The organism is Candidatus Peregrinibacteria bacterium (genome assembly GCA_030700255.1).
Taxonomy (GTDB): Bacteria; Patescibacteriota; Gracilibacteria; order UBA1369; family JABINC01; genus JABINC01.
In genome coordinates this window covers 1-17,833 of sequence record JAUYJN010000023.1, presented here as the reverse complement: position 1 = coordinate 17,833, position 17,833 = coordinate 1, and the positions used below count along the sequence as shown (strand labels likewise).

The 17,833-nt window shown below is 36.5% G+C and carries 21 protein-coding genes and 1 tRNA gene; 4 read left to right on the top strand and 18 right to left on the bottom strand.

Going from position 1 to position 17,833, the window contains the following annotated elements:
* Nucleotides 1-144: 144 nt before the first annotated feature.
* Nucleotides 145-369: a hypothetical protein gene (locus tag Q8P68_02905; protein MDP4008117.1), complete on the bottom strand. Its 225-nt coding sequence runs from the start codon at nt 367-369 to the stop codon at nt 145-147.
* A 12-nt stretch (nt 370-381) separates the two neighbouring features.
* Nucleotides 382-639 carry a hypothetical protein gene (locus Q8P68_02900; GenBank protein ID MDP4008116.1) on the bottom strand — a complete coding sequence of 86 codons (258 nt, stop codon included), beginning with the start codon at nt 637-639 and terminating at the stop codon, nt 382-384.
* 103 nt (nt 640-742) lie between these two features.
* Here Q8P68_02900 and Q8P68_02895 point away from each other — a divergent pair, with 103 nt between their 5' ends.
* A complete protein-coding gene (locus Q8P68_02895) occupies nt 743-1,471 on the top strand; it encodes a class I SAM-dependent methyltransferase (GenBank protein ID MDP4008115.1) in 729 nt (242 codons plus the stop codon).
* An 87-nt stretch (nt 1,472-1,558) separates the two neighbouring features.
* On the opposite strand, the gene Q8P68_02890 is transcribed toward Q8P68_02895, so the two are convergent.
* Entirely contained in the window at nt 1,559-3,826 is a 2,268-nt protein-coding gene (locus Q8P68_02890) for a hypothetical protein (GenBank protein MDP4008114.1), read from the bottom strand.
* Nucleotides 3,827-3,829: 3 nt separating this feature from the next.
* Nucleotides 3,830-3,985 carry a hypothetical protein gene (locus Q8P68_02885; GenBank protein MDP4008113.1) on the bottom strand — a complete coding sequence of 52 codons (156 nt, stop codon included), beginning with the start codon at nt 3,983-3,985 and terminating at the stop codon, nt 3,830-3,832.
* Between the two features lie 112 nt (nt 3,986-4,097).
* On the opposite strand from Q8P68_02885, the gene Q8P68_02880 reads away from it, so the two are divergent.
* Entirely contained in the window at nt 4,098-4,850 is a 753-nt protein-coding gene (locus tag Q8P68_02880; GenBank protein ID MDP4008112.1) for a WecB/TagA/CpsF family glycosyltransferase, read from the top strand.
* Here Q8P68_02880 and Q8P68_02875 read toward each other — a convergent pair.
* From Q8P68_02875 to Q8P68_02865, 3 genes are all read right to left on the bottom strand, one after another.
* Nucleotides 4,840-5,130 (bottom strand): hypothetical protein, encoded by a 291-nt coding sequence (locus Q8P68_02875; protein MDP4008111.1) that lies wholly within the window; start codon nt 5,128-5,130, stop codon nt 4,840-4,842. The two genes, Q8P68_02880 and Q8P68_02875, sit on opposite strands and share 11 nt — an antisense overlap.
* A gap of 72 nt (nt 5,131-5,202) precedes the next feature.
* Nucleotides 5,203-6,687, bottom strand: a complete 1,485-nt coding sequence (gene gatB, locus Q8P68_02870; protein ID MDP4008110.1) for an Asp-tRNA(Asn)/Glu-tRNA(Gln) amidotransferase subunit GatB — start codon at nt 6,685-6,687, stop codon at nt 5,203-5,205.
* A 58-nt stretch (nt 6,688-6,745) separates the two neighbouring features.
* A complete protein-coding gene (locus Q8P68_02865; GenBank protein ID MDP4008109.1) occupies nt 6,746-7,312 on the bottom strand; it encodes a hypothetical protein in 567 nt (188 codons plus the stop codon).
* 158 nt (nt 7,313-7,470) lie between these two features.
* Between Q8P68_02865 and lepB the strand changes: the two genes are divergently transcribed.
* The gene (gene lepB / locus Q8P68_02860) at nt 7,471-8,127 is read left to right on the top strand and encodes a signal peptidase I (GenBank protein MDP4008108.1); all 657 of its coding nucleotides are present in this window, start codon (nt 7,471-7,473) and stop codon (nt 8,125-8,127) included.
* On the opposite strand, the gene Q8P68_02855 is transcribed toward lepB, so the two are convergent.
* The 6 genes from Q8P68_02855 to Q8P68_02830 form a co-directional block, all read right to left on the bottom strand.
* The gene (locus Q8P68_02855; GenBank protein MDP4008107.1) at nt 8,124-8,501 is read right to left on the bottom strand and encodes a hypothetical protein; all 378 of its coding nucleotides are present in this window, start codon (nt 8,499-8,501) and stop codon (nt 8,124-8,126) included. The two genes, lepB and Q8P68_02855, sit on opposite strands and share 4 nt — an antisense overlap.
* 68 nt (nt 8,502-8,569) lie before the next feature.
* Nucleotides 8,570-8,654: transfer RNA gene (locus tag Q8P68_02850), tRNA-Leu, on the bottom strand.
* Nucleotides 8,655-8,728: 74 nt separating this feature from the next.
* Complete coding sequence (locus tag Q8P68_02845) at nt 8,729-9,505, bottom strand: slipin family protein (GenBank protein MDP4008106.1); 777 nt, start codon at nt 9,503-9,505, stop codon at nt 8,729-8,731.
* A 26-nt stretch (nt 9,506-9,531) separates the two neighbouring features.
* Nucleotides 9,532-9,975, bottom strand: a complete 444-nt coding sequence (locus Q8P68_02840) for a GatB/YqeY domain-containing protein (protein ID MDP4008105.1) — start codon at nt 9,973-9,975, stop codon at nt 9,532-9,534.
* A gap of 67 nt (nt 9,976-10,042) precedes the next feature.
* Nucleotides 10,043-11,944 carry a hypothetical protein gene (locus tag Q8P68_02835; GenBank protein MDP4008104.1) on the bottom strand — a complete coding sequence of 634 codons (1,902 nt, stop codon included), beginning with the start codon at nt 11,942-11,944 and terminating at the stop codon, nt 10,043-10,045.
* Between the two features lie 22 nt (nt 11,945-11,966).
* Nucleotides 11,967-14,654: a GIY-YIG nuclease family protein gene (locus Q8P68_02830; GenBank protein MDP4008103.1), complete on the bottom strand. Its 2,688-nt coding sequence runs from the start codon at nt 14,652-14,654 to the stop codon at nt 11,967-11,969.
* 46 nt (nt 14,655-14,700) lie between these two features.
* Here Q8P68_02830 and Q8P68_02825 point away from each other — a divergent pair, with 46 nt between their 5' ends.
* Entirely contained in the window at nt 14,701-15,651 is a 951-nt protein-coding gene (locus Q8P68_02825; GenBank protein MDP4008102.1) for a hypothetical protein, read from the top strand.
* A gap of 106 nt (nt 15,652-15,757) precedes the next feature.
* Here Q8P68_02825 and Q8P68_02820 read toward each other — a convergent pair whose 3' ends face one another.
* The 5 genes from Q8P68_02820 to Q8P68_02800 form a co-directional block, all read right to left on the bottom strand.
* Nucleotides 15,758-16,345, bottom strand: a complete 588-nt coding sequence (locus tag Q8P68_02820) for a hypothetical protein (GenBank protein MDP4008101.1) — start codon at nt 16,343-16,345, stop codon at nt 15,758-15,760.
* Nucleotides 16,342-16,542, bottom strand: coding sequence for a hypothetical protein (locus Q8P68_02815; GenBank protein MDP4008100.1), 201 nt, complete (start codon nt 16,540-16,542; stop codon nt 16,342-16,344). Before Q8P68_02815 ends, Q8P68_02820 begins: the two co-directional genes overlap by 4 nt.
* A 97-nt stretch (nt 16,543-16,639) precedes the next feature.
* A complete protein-coding gene (locus Q8P68_02810; GenBank protein MDP4008099.1) occupies nt 16,640-17,083 on the bottom strand; it encodes a hypothetical protein in 444 nt (147 codons plus the stop codon).
* Complete coding sequence (locus tag Q8P68_02805) at nt 17,070-17,345, bottom strand: hypothetical protein (protein ID MDP4008098.1); 276 nt, start codon at nt 17,343-17,345, stop codon at nt 17,070-17,072. Before Q8P68_02805 ends, Q8P68_02810 begins: the two co-directional genes overlap by 14 nt.
* On the bottom strand, nt 17,326-17,833 hold a 508-nt coding region (locus Q8P68_02800; protein ID MDP4008097.1), incomplete at its 5' end, for a hypothetical protein. The genes Q8P68_02800 and Q8P68_02805, both read right to left, overlap by 20 nt.

Here is a 17,833-nt window from a genome sequence, read left to right as displayed (position 1 = left end):
ACAGCTGTGATGGTTCCTTTGCACACTGGAAAGGCAAGCTGGGGGTTCACAGAGGATTGGCGAAAAAAAGGAAGCAAAAGATGATGCATTATTTACTCGAAAATTCATAACATCAGCCCGCAAAAAATTCCCTTATCCCTTAAATTAAGACTTATCGTTTCTCATTTGAGTAACTTTTAGACTCAAGTTAGTCATTTTATCGACTTCTTCTCTTAAGATATCACTCAGTGTGTTGAATTGACTTTGATTCATTTCTGGAAGTAGACCAACCCACCATTTCTTCTCCGCCTTTGACATGGTCGAATACTGCAAGAGCCTGAAAAATTCATGTAATTGTTCTGCCGAAAAATTTCTAGTCAAAGTCGTCATTGTATAAAAAATTTAACCTATAGATTTATTAGGATCATATTCCATATTACCAAATTCTCTTTCCCATCCATCATGATCTTCAAACAAAGATGAGAACCGTTCCCTTTTACCTCGAGATTTCTTTGCTATAGCAATTACCTCCTTGCGGATACCTTTCCCCTCTGCTTCTGATAAACCTTCGATTGTTTTGAGCCACTCAGGCATGTTAAAATCTCTCGGCAGATCAGTACCCTCCTCACTCGCTTGATTATTTAACTTTTCAACACCCATTTTTTTTATTAAATCCATGTATTATACCAAATTCTGTGATAAAGTGTAAGGGTCTAGACTATGAGAATGCGCAATAAAGAATTGACAAAAAGTGTAGAAATATATGTTAAACATACTTTCAAAAATCATAATCAGAAAAGTTCGCAGAGACTATGACGCAATCGCTGATAATTTTTCGGAAACAAGACAAGCTCCATGGGAGAGCTGGAAGCTCTTTAAAAAATATTTTGGGAAACAAAAAGACATTCTTGACATAGGTTGCGGCAATGGTAGAGCGGCTGAGTTCTTTGAATACAAATCATATACAGGCATTGATATTTCGAAAAATCTTATAGAAATTGCAAAAAAAGAGCATTCAAAAAATAAAAATTCAAAAAACATACATTTCAAAATTGGGAATTTCACCTCTATCCCCTCCTCTTCCAAGTTTGATACGATCATAAGTATCGCTGTTTTGCACCACCTACCCTCCAACAAACTGCGATCCCAAGCGATAAAAGAGGTTTCTAAAACCTTAAAAAAAGATGGGATATTCATATTTTCCGTATGGAACCTACTCTATAACAGCAAATACACTGCTCCTCGAAAAAAAGCCCTACTCCTCTCTATATTTACTTTTGGCCTAATGCACCCTCGAGACCTCTTCATACCTTGGAAAAAGGGCTTAAATAAGCGAAATAGGTACTATTATGCCTTCAAAGAAAAAGAAGTGACCGCCCTACTCTCAAATCAAAATTTTGAAATTATCGACGTAATCCACGAAAAAAACGGTAAAAAGGTTCCGGAAAAAGATTCACTTAATATATACTTCGTGTGTAAAAAAATGATTTAAAACGCCTAGTAGAGATAAGAGAATTAAAAACATCCGTACGATCTTACGCCTATTACTCCAAATCTTCAGCAAGCCCAAGCCAGTCATCTAAATCTCTTTTACAATCTCTTCAATGCGCTTCAGTCTCTTAATGCGCCACAGTTCATGCTGCGCAGCGGTGTGTGACCCCTCAGCAAATTCATATAAAAGTGATTTAGGTGGCAACTTTTGGTTTTGCAAAAATGCAAATAATCGAAAAAATCGCCCCCTGCGCTCTTTAGCAATTCTCTCCCTCTCCTCCTTCATAAGACGCAACTCTGCACGCGCTTCACGCACCTCATCTGGAGTCATACCAGTGACCACTAATTCTATATGTGCTTCATCCAGTTCAGCACGGTACTTATTCGACAACTCTTCATGCCTAGACTCAATCACCAGAAGATACAAAAGTACAATTAAAGTAGGAGTATATTCCAAACCTACAGGAACGAAATCAAATTTTTTAAATTCTCCATCTGTCAAAAAGTCTTCATCAACTAAAAGTACCTTCGCATCATCTTTAGACAAATTCCCTCCATCTTTCACGCGATTTTTCAAAGTAACAATACCTGCACTAGCACCAAGCATCTCAGGATTAAAAGATGACGCAAACGCACTCAACATTTCGTCGACACCATCCCCTATGTATCTTAATTCTCGAGCACGCTCAATTAGTGCTGTATCTGCACCACCAAGAAACTCTCTATACAAAACACCAGAGCCTGTCACCTCAATTTCATCTAATTCCTCCACATATTCATCAGGAGAAGTAAACATATATTTCTTAACAAAGACAAATATACTGTCATAACCTGCAATTTCAATATGAGGAACTTCAAAATCCATTAACCTATCAATAAAATCATCTTTAGGAATTTTTTGCCCATCATCAAATCTCAAACGGTCAAATTCCGCATATGAATAAGTAACTACCAAATCATGAATTTTATCTGCAATTTTATGAGATGCTGCACGCTCTCCCTCATCAAGCACTTTATCTTCGTCTATAGAAGTACCAACCAATGCAGATATCTTATCTGCCATTTGCTCACTAAACAACTCATTAAAACGAGTAGTATCAATAGTATCCGTTTCAACATCATATACTCTCTCAATGAGCTCTGTAGCATGCATAGCGTCCCCCACTGCACGAAAATCTGGAATACGCCCCTTAACATCTTCAAGCCGCTCAGCCACCTGTTCAAAATATTTTCCATCTAAAAAATCCCCTCGAAGAAGCCAAACTGGTATACTAAAAACGTCAAGAATACGAAATATATCTTCATCATCGAATATCAACTCTGTACCATCACCGACTCTTTTTAAGGCATAAATTGCATCAATACTAATTGTTAAAAGAAATGTAATATCATCCTGATTTAATGGGTCTTTCACAAGGCCAGCTCCACTAATGGCAATATCCAAAGTTTCTGTAAGGTCCTTTTCCTCAATAAGATCTTTTCCACCCTCCACCACATTCTTAATTAAAATGATTTTAGTATACAAAGAAAACAGTCTCTCTCTATCCTCCAAACTTAAACCAGCAATATCTTGAGCAATTATTCCCATCATAAGTCTAACTTTCATCTCTACTCCAGCCGGAACTTGAGAATGACTATAAAAAAAATAATCAAGCGATTGAGCTACTTCATCCTGCATTCGTTCTGGCGTACGTAATTCAGGGGTTGCCATTGCAGAGATAGAAGGTGCTGTAGCCCCAGTAAAAACAACGCCAGCCCCTGAAGCAACTCCCGCCTTCGCAACCCATCCAGAAGAAGAAAAAACACCACCACCAAGAATCATCGTTGGCAAAAATGTTAAAACCATACCAAATGAATATCCAATCTGATGTCCTGCATTACCTCCATTTTCATAGGTAAAAGCCTGCCACCACTGTTTAATGGTTTGCTTACCTTGACCCCACAAAAAAGAGGGATTACTCAAAACTTGCTTCCAACGCTGCCAAATAAATCCAATAGTAGCTCCTGGATTTACGTACAATTCTGCAGCTACAGCTCCAATATCAGTACCTTTATCAGAAAAAGCATCAGCGACACCTTGAAAAAACCAACCCTTATCTTCATAAGAAAGTCGTATACCAAGAGCTTCTGCAACATTAAAAATTATCTCTTCCTCAGTAATTAAACCATTGTCGATTGCATACTGATACAGTTCTAAATTACTCTGATTCAAGTGATCTAACTCTACGAGCACCTGTGCACTATGCTCAGCCACATCTTCCATATCATCAAAAGAGTCTCGAGGCCTTACTCTCGCCACATCATGACACTCCTCAAAAGCCTCACCATCCAAATTGTCATCAAAATCATCTCCCATACATTATAAGTTATTAAAATCAAGCAAGGATTGTGTATCTTTATACTCAACCCGACGTTGATCTATTTCTTGTTTTTTTTGCACATGTTTTTTGATACGTTTGATATGTTCCAAAGTTGCTTTTTTTTGCGCACTACTATCAAATTTCCCAGATTGCATATTCATTTGAAATTTTTCATATAATAATATTACAATTATAGCATGGAATAGCGAATTAAGACAATACTGTACTGATAAATCTAAGATAATATGTATATATACTGACACGTATATGGAAAACAAATCCCTCTACATCCTAGGCACACGCATCGACAAAGTCACTTTTGAGGAATCAACTCAAAAAGCCATCGATATTTTGCATGGCAAGAGTCAGCATTATTTCACTACTCCAAATCCGGAAATAACGCTAGTGGCAGCAAAGGATAAATCTTACCAAGCAATCCTCAATAAGAGCAGTCTAAATATACCTGACGGAATTGGACTTTTGTACGCGTCAAAATTCTTAAAAGCAATTAATAAGACAGATTTCATAATTAAGGAACGAGTAACCGGTACTGATCTAACAATTAAACTCATACAACTTAGTAAGACTGAAGGATTTTCAATCTTTTTTCTCGGAGCATCAAAAAAAAGTAGTGAAAAAGTAGTCGCATACGCAAAAAAACAACATGCAAATATTGCAGGATCTTACACGGATAATTTAAATTCAAAAGAATGTATAGCTACAATAAAAAAAACTAAGCCGGATCTTTTGCTCGTAGCTATGAATTTCCCAAAGCAAGAAATATGGATTTCAAAAAACTTAAAAGCATTGCCATCTGTGAAACTCTCAATAGGTATAGGTGGTGCATTTGATTTTATAGCGGAAGCCCGCAAAAGAGCCCCTCGCCTTCTTCGAAGGCTCGGCCTCGAATGGCTCTACCGCCTAATCCAAGAGCCACGCAGAATAAAACGCATATTTAATGCAGTAATTGTATTTCCAATCAAAGTATTACTCTCAAATAAGAACAATACTACTTCTTAGACTTACTACTCTTAGTACTTGATTTCTTTTTTGCTGAACTCGCCATTCTATCTTCAATAGCTTCAATAATAGGCTTCGCATGTTTCACAAGCTCTCGTGTTAACATTACAGGTTTCAGCACAAATGTATTTATTTTCTCTGCAGTATCTTTGGTCGTTTCTGTGATTTTGTTTACATCACGAAGAATAAACAAAACATAGATCAACACAAACGCAAGCAAAACAGTCAAAATAATGATCGCTGCAATCAATACGATATATAACATACTTACTAATTCCATGAGTGAGTTTTTTAAATTTTTGTTTTTACAACGGTAATTCTAGAACAAAAGCGAATTGAATGCAAATAATGTCTATCCAATCATTCCAATCAAAGTCTGACTTACCATTGCAGGATTAGCCTGACCTTTGGAGTCTTTCATAACTTGGCCAACCAAGAAACCGATGGCTTGAGGTTTGCCTGATTTAATTTCTTCAACGACGGATGGATTTGCTTCAATAACTTTTTTGCAAAGTTCATCAATAAGTCCTGTATCAGAAACTTGTTTGAGGCCTTTTGATTCAACAACTTGATTTGGAGTGCCTCCATTTTTGAAAATCTCTTCGATTACTTCTTTTGTAGCAGTACTTGATATTTCACCATTGATCATCATTTTGACGATCTCACCAAGGTCTGCGGCTGAAAGTTTTGCATCGGAAATTGAAATTCTATCAGTCTCCATAAATGCGCTGATTACATTCGTTATCATATTTGCAACTTTAGAAGCAACATCAGAACCTCCTCCTGCAACTTTTACCGCTTCTTCAAAAAAGTCCGCTATCTCCGAATCATTTGTCAAAATTCCGGCATACTCAAAATTCAAATCATATTCACTCATAAAACGTTTCTTTTTTGCAACCGGAAGTTCTGGTAATTCAGCTTTTAAAGCTCTGACCATACTCTCCTCCGCTATCAAGGGCGGAAGATCCGGTTCCGGGAAATACCTATAATCTGAAGCTCCTTCTTTTGTCCTTTGAGATTCTGTAGTACCTCTTTCATCGTCCCAACCACGCGTCTCTTGAACAATATCAGATGCTTTACCATCATCCAATAATTCTGATTGACGTTTGATTTCATATGCCAATGCGCGTTCCAAAGATCTAAATGAATTTACATTTTTCACTTCAACTTTTGTTCCAAGCTCTTCTTGCCCAAATGGACGAAGCGATACATTAATATCAAAACGCATCATACCTTTTTCCATATCAGCATCACTCGCTCCAACATATCTGACGATTCGCTGAACTTCACGCGCGTATGCGGAAGCCTCTTCTATACTTCTCATATCCGGCTTAGATACTATCTCCATAAGTGGAGTACTTGAACGATTATAATCACAAAGTGTACCAGTCGCAGTATGAGTTAATTTACCCGCGTCTTCCTCAAGATGAAGCCGCTCAAGTCCAATTTTTCTATATATAGGATCGCCACTAGGATTTCCATGTTCATCTGTATCCGGCTGTAACTCGATTTCCACCTCACCATCAACTGCAACAGGTTCATCGAACTGAGTAATCTGATATGCCTTTGGCAGATCGGGATAAAAATAATTTTTACGATCAAATTGAGACAATCTCGGAATCTTACAACCAAGTGCCAAGCCGGCTTTGATACCTTTTTGCACAGCCTGCGCATTCACCACCGGCAACATGCCGGGAAACCCCATACAAATCGGACATGTATTTATATTTGGTTCTTTGCCAAAAGAATCATTATCGCATCCACAAAACATCTTCGACTTAGTATTGCACTGAGCGTGAATCTCGAGCCCCACCACTACTTCATATTTTTCTGACATATAAAACAATTAAATCGTAGCCAATATTACTGAGTAATATAATAAAACCACCCCTATTCTACTTCCTCATATTCGTCTGCACAAGACCAGCCAGAATATCCTTAAGAGCTTCGTGCTCACGACGGCTTTTATCATTGATTACTTGTTCTTGTACTCTCAAAATACCTCTTTCAACGGCGCGAGGATTCATAGCGTCCTTCATTTCCACGACTATAGCACCACCAATCTGCTGGATTTGAACATTTCCATAATTTAAAATTGTAGGCCAAAACCCTTGAATAGTGTATTGCAAACCATCAATCGTATGATATTCAATCCGACTCGCCTGACGATTGAAAAAACCATTCCATTCAACATCCACAATACTCATATTTGTCACCAACCATGCATCATAATACCAATCAGCTATCGCATAAATAAAACGTACAAGTCCGATGAACAACCATGCTCCCCACAATAAAAGAAATGGTGGATAAACAAAATAAAATATAATTGGAAGTACAATTCCTACCAGAAACTCCTTTGTCAAAACCGTACGATGAGTCCAAATATGCCGATGACAAACAAGCATGACATCCTCGCCATCCTCTAGATAATTCGTGAAAAGAAAATTACTTAATACCATAATAATGTTCGCTTTGCGTCCTTATAATCTCGCAAGGCAAGCGATTGCGCCTTGCGTGTTATGTTTATTTTTAGACAGATGGATTATACTAGAGATAACTTGCGTTGTAAATGATCCATTTAGGATGTAATATCCTCGGGCGTTCTAAACAAAACTAAATGAAAAAAACTGAAAACAAAACTTTACAAGCAGTATTTGATCTAATATTGAATATTGTCATAATAGGATTACTTGTAGTTCTTATAAGAAGCTTTATTGTATCACCATTTCAAGTGAGCGGCCCTTCTATGTGTGACACTCTAAATTTCATAGATGGTGCATGCGTACCAACCGGAGGTACTATCGGTGAGTTCATGTTGATAAATAAATTCAGCTATTTAATCGGATCACCAAAACGTGGTGACATTATTGTATTCAAACCGGACAGCAGCGAACAATTTTATATAAAAAGAATCATTGGTATACCTGGAGATACAATAAAAATAAAAAATAACAATTTTGTTTACATAACTCCGAAGGACGGCGAGGAAATGAAATTAAACGAAACATATTTAAATAGCACTAATTACGGTAACACCAAAGTAGCAAGAGAAAACCTACGAACATTTCACGTCCCGGAAGGTAAATACTTCGCTATGGGAGATAACCGTGCACACTCTAGCGATTCAAGGCGTTGTTTTCAGAGCTTTGGCGAGTGTCAACCGGATGATCCATCTGCATTCATATCTCCGGATGTAATAAGTGGTAAAGCATTTATTACGCTTTGGCCACCATCAAATATGAAATTAATTCGACACTTCGATTACGAATTTTAGTTTGATTCCGACTTAGTCATATAAAACTCTATCAAGGTTATTATCGCAACAAGCAATAATCCTGACCACCAAGTAAGAAGGCCGAGCATAAGAAGGAATAAACTAACATCAGCACATACTGCAAGCAGTATGCCCTGTCTTAGAGATACGGACATATGATAATGATAAAGCTCACCTTTATCTGCAAAACGCCGTACATAGAAACCGATAAGAGTGAAAATACAAAGAAGAGAAAAGAACAAACTTATAAAAAAAAGTGAGAGTGCAAGAGCTGTTGATTCAAATGGGTCTAATTTTAGAACAACCATAAACCAAGCCAAGGTACTAATAGCGCCTGCAACTGACAATCCTGATATATAGGTTTTGTTGTACATAAGATATTAGGATAAAGTTGCTTCGCTCCTGATGCGCATCCGCAAGCTCATTACATTCGCGCGGTGCGTGGTGCCGTTGATGGGAATCGAACCCATATTCCCGAGGGAACACGATTTTGAGTCGTGCGCGTATACCAGTTCCGCCACAACGGCAAAGACATATTACTGTGCAAAAATGCACAACGAATATTACTTAATAGACCTAAATAGAACAAGAGCAAACCGTTCTATTTTTTTACAAGAGATCCAATACCTCGTAGAGCCTCCAACCCTTCGACTGGAACCATCCAAATCGTAGTATTAGACTGATCTGAAGAAAGATCATTGATAGATTGTAGAGTACGCAAATGAAGAGCTCCCGGAGCAGCTGCCAACATTTTTGCGGCAGCAGCCAAATCTTTCGCAGCTTCTTTCTCTCCTGACGCATTTATAATAACCGCCCTCTTCTCACGTGCAGCTTCAGCTTCTTTTGCCATAGTTCGTTTTAGATCTTCAGGAAGAACTACATCTTTTAATTCCACAGTTGCAACGAAAACTCCCCATGGATCAGAAGCTTTATCTACTATCAATTTAATACTATCTGCAATGTCATCACGATTCTTAAGAAGATCATCCAAAGTAACTTCACCAACTACATTACGCATTGTTGTTTGAGCGAGCTGACTTACCGCCCAACCATAATTTTGTACTTCCAAAAATGATTTAGCGGCATCTGTTACCTTGTAGTAAATAACAGCATTGATTCGTATAGAAATATTATCCTTCGTGATAGCCTCTTGATCTGGGACATCTACAACTTGCACACGCATATCGACCTTAATCATACGTTGAAAAACAGGAATAACAATGCGCCAACCTGGCTGCTTCGTACCGGTGTACTTACCCATAGTAAGCATAACTCCACGCTCATACGCATTAATCTGCTTCACCATCATGACTAGCGCAATCAAGAGAAATGGTGAAAACGAGAAAATACCCATTATAGAAACGATAAATGCATCCATAGTAATTTGATTATAAAATAATAATTTTAAGATAAAAGTTCTTCAAGTACTTCTTTAACCACCGAGCCATCAACCTGCCCATTTAACTTACCCATAAGAGGACCCATAACTTTACCAAAGTCCGCCTTTGAAGTAGCGTTGAATTGTGCAATAACGGCCTTAGCCACTTCAATAACTTGCTCACGCGGCATTTCTTCTGGTAAATATCTCTCAAGTACAGCTAATTCTTCTCTTTCAGAAATAGCCAAATCCTCCCTACCACCTGCTTCAAATTGCTGAATCGAATCCTGCCTCTGTTTTAATTCTTTTTTCAAAATCCCAATAACCTTGGCGTCATCAGCTACCATATTTTCAGCTGAAGTCTCATATTTCATAATCGAGGCCTTTACCATCCGAAGTGTCCTAACCGTCACTTCATCCCTCGCTTTCATAGCATTTATCATATCTGACTGTATCGTATCTTTAAGCATATAATTATTGTTAATAGTTGCGGAACATATAATGACATAGTTAAACACTAGCACGCAAATTGAAATATCATTTACTTAAAACGGGATTACACATATACCACAAATCCATAGTTGTATTTTTATCATATGGGTGAACTTCAATTGATCTAAGAAGTTTCAAATTATCAATTTTTAAATCAAAACGCATAAAATTTTGAGTAAGAGTATTTATATCAACTCGATGCTCGATATTGTATTCACTAATTTCCCCATCTTCATAAATAATTTTCACCAGCACAAAATTACCATCGGTATGATTTTGCAAAGCTACCAATGGGAAAACGCTATAAAAAGATAACAATGAGTAGTGGGATGTTTTATCAAATCCAACAACATTTAAATGAGCGGATGAAAACGCATCAAGCCCAGCCTTCATTACAAATGAAGGACAAATGAGCCCACTTGGCTGCAAATTAACAATTTGTTGACCATATGATTTACTCGGGCCATCAAGCTTGTAATCAAAATTAAACAAAGAAATTTGATCTGATTTTGGATATAAAAAATGCTCCTTATCCATTTTTAATAAAAAAATTGAGCCATCTTTTGTCTTATAAGCAACATTTGTATTGTCATCAACCAAATCTTTACTAAGTGATAAATAATAAGCCTCACTATATTTTGGTAATACAAAAACCCAAAACAAACCAACTTGTCCCTTCTTCAAAGCAGGTAAATATTGCGGATTAGTTAAACCAAGAGTGTCAAGAGTTCTATGCTTCGAATAAAATGCAATCGCACCAACTTCATCATGTAATAAAATAGAATCTGGTGAAGTATTATATTTTAGCCAATCAGCCACCTCATGATAATTATTAATTCGTGGATCATTTATAGGCGAAGAGAAAATAACAATATAATTATATAAAAATGGGATAAATAATATAACTATAAAAATATAACTTATTTTTCGATCTTTATGTGCGATAGAAAAGGCACCAACAAAACCAAAACAAATAATCGTGACCACAAATAAAGTATAATACCAAAAATAACCAGGAACATTAAATATAATTCCGTATAAAAACGTATGCATTACCAAAAATACAAATAGAATCAAGAATTCCAAGTTTTTCACATTAAATTTCTTATAAATTGCAAAAAAACTAAGCAAACCAAGTACAATTGAAATTAGGGATCCAATAGTTGAAGGTACGGCTCCAAAACCATTTTTTAAATATTCAAATAAAGATTTTAAATATATAAACCCCTCACCCCATCGACCACTTTCACCCTGCCAAACCTTTACTTGCAACGTTTGAGGTAAAAATTCACCAAAATAAAAATAAGACCAAGCTAACCAAATCCCTAAAGGTATAAAAATATAGAGTGAACCTACAAACAACTCTTTTATATTCTGCTTCTTTGTAAAATAAAGAGATGCAAAAAACAATGGAACTATCAGTATATTTTCAAAACGAGTAAATACAAATAACAAAAGTAAAATATATAATGCCCTATATTTATTATTTTTATAAGAATATAAAGCTAAAAAAAGAAAAGTCATATTCATAGCATGCTCCATACCAATTTGATACATATGCGATGAAACCAAGATGGCAAGTGCTGCAAACATAGCGACATATCTGTCTATAGATTTTAGGAATAAATATATAGAAACCCCACAAAAAAACATCCATATAAAGAAAACCATATGTGCTATTACAACCAAATTATTTACTCCAAAAACACCACCAAGAAAAACATGTAGTAATACTTGTAATACGGAAGTAGCCGAGTTGTAGTATTCTCCAATATTAAACACCCAACCATCTCCTGCAAGAATATTTTGAACATAATGAAGCATTATATATCCATCCTCTAGTAATACGCCTGAGCTCCGACTGTACTGAACAATCACAACTAAAAAAAATATCACATAAACAATGTAAGAAAAATATTTGTCGATAAATTCTTTAAGTTTTGTCATAAAAAAAGTCATAATAAAATCATTACTTCAACATCTCTTTTTCACGTCTGGCCCGATTGTGCGTAATTGCAAATCTATGTGCTTCATCACGGATTCTCTGTACTAGATATTGAGCATTTGAATCTTTCTCAAGATGAATCGGGTCAGATGTACCAGGGACATATATATCTTCCTGTTTTTTTGCGAGTGAGCAAAGGCGAACATTCACCCCACTATCAACGGTGGCCTTAACAGCACTAGATAGCTGCCCCTTACCACCATCTATTACAATCAAATCAGGAAAAGAACTAAACGATGCATCCGCTTTTTGTTGGTGAGATTTGTAATGTGCAAGGATCACATCGCCTTTACCAACATTTTTCAAAACTGCGTCAGGAGCTGTTTTGATCTCTTCATATCCATTTTTCAAATACTCCTCAGCTATTTTTTCATCACACACAATATAAAAAGTAGAAGCATCTATATCTTTGTAAACTTTTTCAAGAACTTCAAATTCAATCCCCCTACCCTTATACGCATTACTTATTTCAATATTTGAAATAAAAGCACCTTTTTTATCCAAAACCTGAACTTGCAAACGATGAACTTGAGTTTTGAAAATCCCCCCACTGAATTCCATAACGTCAGATCCATCAGCCTGTACACTTTTTGTTTTTAATTGGCCATATTTAGAATACATTTTTTCTTTATCAAATTGCATAACGACGACACCTGAATATTTTTTCTCACAAGCCTCGATAGAATCTTCAAGCTCAGACGGCACACTTTTCTTCTGAACAGACATAAACCCGAATTCTTCATAATATTTCTGCAATTCAACACCTGTCACTATATAGACAACAGGTGCATCGATTTCACCAAGTACTTTTGAAATCATAAAACGTCCAAGCCCCTTCCCTCGCTCATTCTCATCTATATACACGTTCTTAAGATGATGGATAACGTTACTCTTAAGAGTAACATTATCAGTATTTTTCACTTTTTTTACAGAACTAGGGGGTATAAATGTAACCGCCTTCTCATCAAGGCAGCAAAGCCCAACTATTTTCACATCAGGATCTTCAAGTAAGAAATACCCTTTTACATCCGAAGCTTTATTCCATCCACCTTTATTTTTAAACTCATTTACTATTTTTAATTCATCTTTTTTTGCTTTACGTAATTTGTAACCCTTCCACGATGCCATCAATAAATCAACTTTTGACACAGATTGATTTTTTAGATATCTGAGCCGCCTTGCGAGTACCTCCTCCATAGACTTAAAATCATCGATATCTCCTTGACCAAGTGTCTTAATAGTAAAATGCCGGTAATCACTTTTTTTCGGCTTTCCATTCTCAAAAACAGCCATAGATGCCACGGTCTCATGGCCTGATATATGTGAAATATCAAAACATTCAATACGCTTAAGCGGTATTATTTCGCCATTGCTATCTGCAACTTCCAAAGCTTCAGCTAAGTCTGTACATGCACCAACCGTCCTAGCTGATTCAGTGTCCCATTTGACCTGACATTGCTTCGCAAAGCTCTCTGCATTTTTAAGTGAAAGCTCGAGCAGCTTTGATTTCTTACCCTTTTTTGGTACATGAATAGCAACCTTAAATTGAGCCTGCATAAACAACCATTCTTCAAGAAAACTCATATCTATGTCTTCCTCGGAAACAAGGATTTCTTTTGGCAAGTCGCCGGTATTCTCATAATAACCCTTCATAAATCTCTCTAATATTTCAACTCGTAGCTCTTTGTCTCTAGGATCAACTAATCCTTTTAATTTGGTATCAATAACAAAATTTTCTTGATTAATTAGCTTACCATCCCTTACGACAAATAAATTGAAAAATGCACTCTCAGCTCTAATAACAAATGAAATCACATCTCTACTTTCAAAATTCGCCTCTGATATTTTTTGCCTTTCTTGAACTTTTTCAATAGCCAAAAATTTATCACGGAGACGCGCTGCGTACTCAAAATTTTTATCTTTAACTGCTATGTCCATTCTTTGTTTCAAATACTCAGTCACCGTATCATGTTTACCCTCTAAAAAAGCAATGATCTCCAGAATATTTTTCTTATACTCTTCCGGTGTAACTCGACCAACACATGGAGCATCGCAACGCTTTATATGATATTCAAGGCATGGATAACTGACTACCTTATTCGTAACTTCAACTTTTATATTTTCATCATCATCCCGCAGATAACCTGAATCTTTTTTTACCGCACAAATTCCAAGCTTACAATTTCTAAATCTAAAAAGTTTGTGAAGTAAATCCACCATCTCCCGAGCAGAAGTCGCTGAAGTTTTTGGCCCAAAATATCTTGCGCCATCTTTTTCCATCTGACGCACAACTTCAATACGGGGATAATCTTCATTTTGAGTGACTTTTATATACGCATAATTTTTATCATCCTTCATCAAAACATTATATTTCGGATGAAGCTCTTTTATAAGATTTGTCTCAAGAATAAACGCTTCAAGTTCAGAATCAACTTCTATGAACTCAATATCTTCTACCTTTTCCAATAATTTCTTAAGACGCTGTGAGCGATTATCATCATTTCCGAAATAAGTCTTAACGCGATTTTTAAGATTTTTTGCTTTCCCAATATAAAGAACCTTATCTTCTCCTATAAATTTATACACTCCTGGTGTCAATGGAAGACTTTTTAGAATTGCGTCAAGTTTTTCCTTTGTCTTTTTGTCAGGCATTTTTGTATATTGGTATAGAAATAAAACTGTCGGAACTATATAGCATATGAACATTCTCGAAAAGGAAATCATCGCAACACTGGCATTTTTCAATACATTTGAAAAAGCTCTAACTGTTGAAGAACTTTTTGAGAATCTATATCGAGAAAATTTAACATCGGCAAATAGAAGTGAAGAAGAACTCATGAATGCATTAAAGTCGCTGGAAGCCGGTAGTATAATTGAAACATCTGAAAGAGAAGAAGGTATAGCAATCAGGCTAAAGGGAACTGCAACCAAAGATAGAACTGAATACAATAAAAAACTAATAGCAAAAACAAACAGGTGGTCGTGGGTTTTTAAATTATGCCCATTTTTAGAATTAGTTGGTGTTTGTAATACACTTGGATTCAATGCCGCAAAAGAAGGAAGCGACATTGATTTATTTATCGTCACCGGTGGTGGTCGTTTATTTACAGGTAGAACCTTTGTCACACTCATAACACATATGCTCGGTCTTCGCCGACATGGCAACAAGATCAAAGAACGTTTTTGCCTGAGCTTCATGGTAGATGCCGCGGATCAAGACGTACACCGACTAGCATTTGAAGAGGATGTATATTTCACATACTGGCTCAAAAATCTACGCATAGTATATGCCAGAAACACAGACTCTATCGAAGACCTCGCAGCCAATAACAAATATTGGGTATCTCAATATCTACATAATCCAAATTTCAATACAGAAAAAGTCAGACAAGGGAAATTCGTTATAAGTAAAATGATAGAATTTTTACTAACCGGTATAATCGGAAACTCTATAGAAAAAAGTCTAAGAACATGGCAACTTAAGCGAGCTCGCCGCAAAGCGAGCGAGCTTCCTGATTTATCCGGAACAGTCCTAACTGAAACAACTTTAAAATTCCATGACATAGACAAAAGAAGGGCTATACATACTAAATGGCAAAAAGACAAACAAAGCAGCCACTCAAAAGACCACGAATTTAGCACCTTTTAGCTCAAACACCTCGACTGCCTGTGTCTTACCTTGCACAGTGATTTTGTCGAGATATCGAAGTGTAAACATGTCGAAATATAGTGTTGATGTTTTTAATATATTATTTTTACTTTATCCACTTAAATGTTTTGAAAATTTCTTCTGCCATTTTCGGATCATCGGTTTGCTGTGAAATGCAAATCACGACACGTTTTTCATCTTGTTTGGAACAGAAGGCGTAGGCTCCAATATTAGTAGCCATGCAATTTTGGTAGTCGGCATCTTTATTGCATTCCGGGACATTGGGATAGTCGCAAAGTGCATCACCGTATGTACTGAATGGAGCTTTTTCTTCTTCAAACACCTTGCCCCAGATTGCGTAATTCCCAACTCCTTCAACTACCGTCCCATCAACAACACCGGTGGTGGTTGCGCCGCAGGAGGGTGGTGAGTGATGGATTTCAATCGATGTAAACAGCTGAGAGTCTATACTGACATCATTGGATGTGAGATGTTCCACAACTTGTCCACTCATACCTACAGATTCTTGCCATGCACCAATACCCCAGAATGTTTTTTCTGCACTTAAACAGTACCCTTTCTTCGTATCACAAAACTCTTGACTACCATTGTCATACAGTTCCTTACCATTACTATTGGCACAGCCAATAAAAAGTACAAAACTAATCAATAAGAAAACTTGGACAACTTTCATTGTATAATTTTTACAGGCTTAAATATTCGTTCTATAGGATCCCAAAAGTTCGAAGGATTGCCAATTTCTCTCCAACGAGCAATACCTTTTTCATACCCCTTTTCTTTTTGGGTTTCCCACACAACCTTCTGCATCTCTTTCACGGTCTTGCCGTCTTGCCAGGCAAGCCAGTGTTGGTTGGATTTATTTAATCTCATGAAACGAGGATAAAAAGTTTTCTATTATATTGTTGTAAGATTCGCTCTCTCATTTAATGTTTCAAATGTCATGATTAGATGAGAGGATAAAATACAGTTATCGAAGTGTTATTCTTGTTTTCCAAAAATTATTTTCCGTGTTTTCTGTACCAATAAGATAGGACTCGCCATTTATTTTAAGATATAACATAGGGGAATCATATGCTGGCGATGGTTCTGAATCGAATTCAATAGTTTGAGGTGAGGGAGTAATATGAAAATCAAGTAGTACTTTTGTGTCCCTTATTGCAAGTGGTAAATTATTTGCTTTTATTCCACACCAACTATTTGGAGAAGAAGGTGAGATATTGCCAATGATTTCATTTTTATAGTCAAATTTTGGTATAACTTGACAGCTAAGACTCGCCTCTTCAATTTCCTGATCTGCAAGCAAATGATCAAATGATACTTCTATCGTTAAATTATGCTTAAGCGGAGCGCATGAAGCAAGAAGTATAAGAATCATGGCAAGCAGTAACTTTATAATTCTATTTTTCTGCATTTTGTGTTGTAAGACGATAAGCTGTTGCATAATTAGTTGTCCGCAGGGTGCTATAAGCAATTTTGTGTAATCTGATAGTATTATCATGCTGCCATACGTATTCTCCCTTAGTTCCAGTTTCTATTTCTTCTTGTGTTAATGATCGATAAGTACCATTTTCCAGTATAAGATCACCATTTTCTGCTGGGATATATTCTCCAAGTTGCCCGAAATTCGTATCAAAAGCCCACACACCAGTTTCATCAGCCTTCCAGAACACCATTGTATGCAATCAGCTTCATCGCTTTTATGAAAGAGTTGTACCTTTGCACAACTACATTTTGATTATTTGCATTGCTCGGATCATCAACTGCCTGCATCTCATATTGCAAACTCATTTGGATATTGCGAAAAGGTTTTTGCAAACCATCAAAAGGTGTGCCTCGTCCAAACGAATTTAATATGTCACCAAAACCTCTATTGCTTGGACTTGATTTTATCCTTGGTAGGTTTTTCACATAATTCAGAGCAAGACCGATCTTGTCTTTGAGTGGAGTAACGATTCGCTCTTCAACGATTTCATTTACAGTTACCTGCTCGACTTTGTATTTGTATGAAACGTCAGTTAGTACATGTTCAACAATTTCCTCAGTCTCAACAGTATCATATTCAGTACGATATGCTGTATATGCTTTTTGTACTAAACTCACAACCGGCTTGGTTACAGTATGTACGACTTTTTGCACAAAAGTCGGTACAACTATTTTATTA

Coding starts and splice junctions, on each gene's coding strand:
- Q8P68_02840 (MDP4008105.1), bottom strand. CDS start 9,975: ATGCTTAAAGATACGATACAGTCAGATATGATAAATGCTATGAAAGCG.
- Q8P68_02830 (MDP4008103.1), bottom strand. CDS start 14,654: ATGCCTGACAAAAAGACAAAGGAAAAACTTGACGCAATTCTAAAAAGT.
- gatB (MDP4008110.1), bottom strand. CDS start 6,687: ATGTCAGAAAAATATGAAGTAGTGGTGGGGCTCGAGATTCACGCTCAG.
- Q8P68_02805 (MDP4008098.1), bottom strand. CDS start 17,345: ATGGTGTTCTGGAAGGCTGATGAAACTGGTGTGTGGGCTTTTGATACG.
- Q8P68_02905 (MDP4008117.1), bottom strand. CDS start 369: ATGACGACTTTGACTAGAAATTTTTCGGCAGAACAATTACATGAATTT.
- Q8P68_02865 (MDP4008109.1), bottom strand. CDS start 7,312: ATGGTATTAAGTAATTTTCTTTTCACGAATTATCTAGAGGATGGCGAG.
- lepB (MDP4008108.1), top strand. CDS start 7,471: ATGAAAAAAACTGAAAACAAAACTTTACAAGCAGTATTTGATCTAATA.
- Q8P68_02810 (MDP4008099.1), bottom strand. CDS start 17,083: ATGCAGAAAAATAGAATTATAAAGTTACTGCTTGCCATGATTCTTATA.
- Q8P68_02900 (MDP4008116.1), bottom strand. CDS start 639: ATGGGTGTTGAAAAGTTAAATAATCAAGCGAGTGAGGAGGGTACTGAT.
- Q8P68_02890 (MDP4008114.1), bottom strand. CDS start 3,826: ATGGGAGATGATTTTGATGACAATTTGGATGGTGAGGCTTTTGAGGAG.
- Q8P68_02835 (MDP4008104.1), bottom strand. CDS start 11,944: ATGACAAAACTTAAAGAATTTATCGACAAATATTTTTCTTACATTGTT.
- Q8P68_02895 (MDP4008115.1), top strand. CDS start 743: ATGTTAAACATACTTTCAAAAATCATAATCAGAAAAGTTCGCAGAGAC.
- Q8P68_02885 (MDP4008113.1), bottom strand. CDS start 3,985: ATGCAATCTGGGAAATTTGATAGTAGTGCGCAAAAAAAAGCAACTTTG.
- Q8P68_02855 (MDP4008107.1), bottom strand. CDS start 8,501: ATGTACAACAAAACCTATATATCAGGATTGTCAGTTGCAGGCGCTATT.
- Q8P68_02845 (MDP4008106.1), bottom strand. CDS start 9,505: ATGGATGCATTTATCGTTTCTATAATGGGTATTTTCTCGTTTTCACCA.
- Q8P68_02825 (MDP4008102.1), top strand. CDS start 14,701: ATGAACATTCTCGAAAAGGAAATCATCGCAACACTGGCATTTTTCAAT.
- Q8P68_02875 (MDP4008111.1), bottom strand. CDS start 5,130: ATGGAATTAGTAAGTATGTTATATATCGTATTGATTGCAGCGATCATT.
- Q8P68_02880 (MDP4008112.1), top strand. CDS start 4,098: ATGGAAAACAAATCCCTCTACATCCTAGGCACACGCATCGACAAAGTC.
- Q8P68_02820 (MDP4008101.1), bottom strand. CDS start 16,345: ATGAAAGTTGTCCAAGTTTTCTTATTGATTAGTTTTGTACTTTTTATT.
- Q8P68_02815 (MDP4008100.1), bottom strand. CDS start 16,542: ATGAGATTAAATAAATCCAACCAACACTGGCTTGCCTGGCAAGACGGC.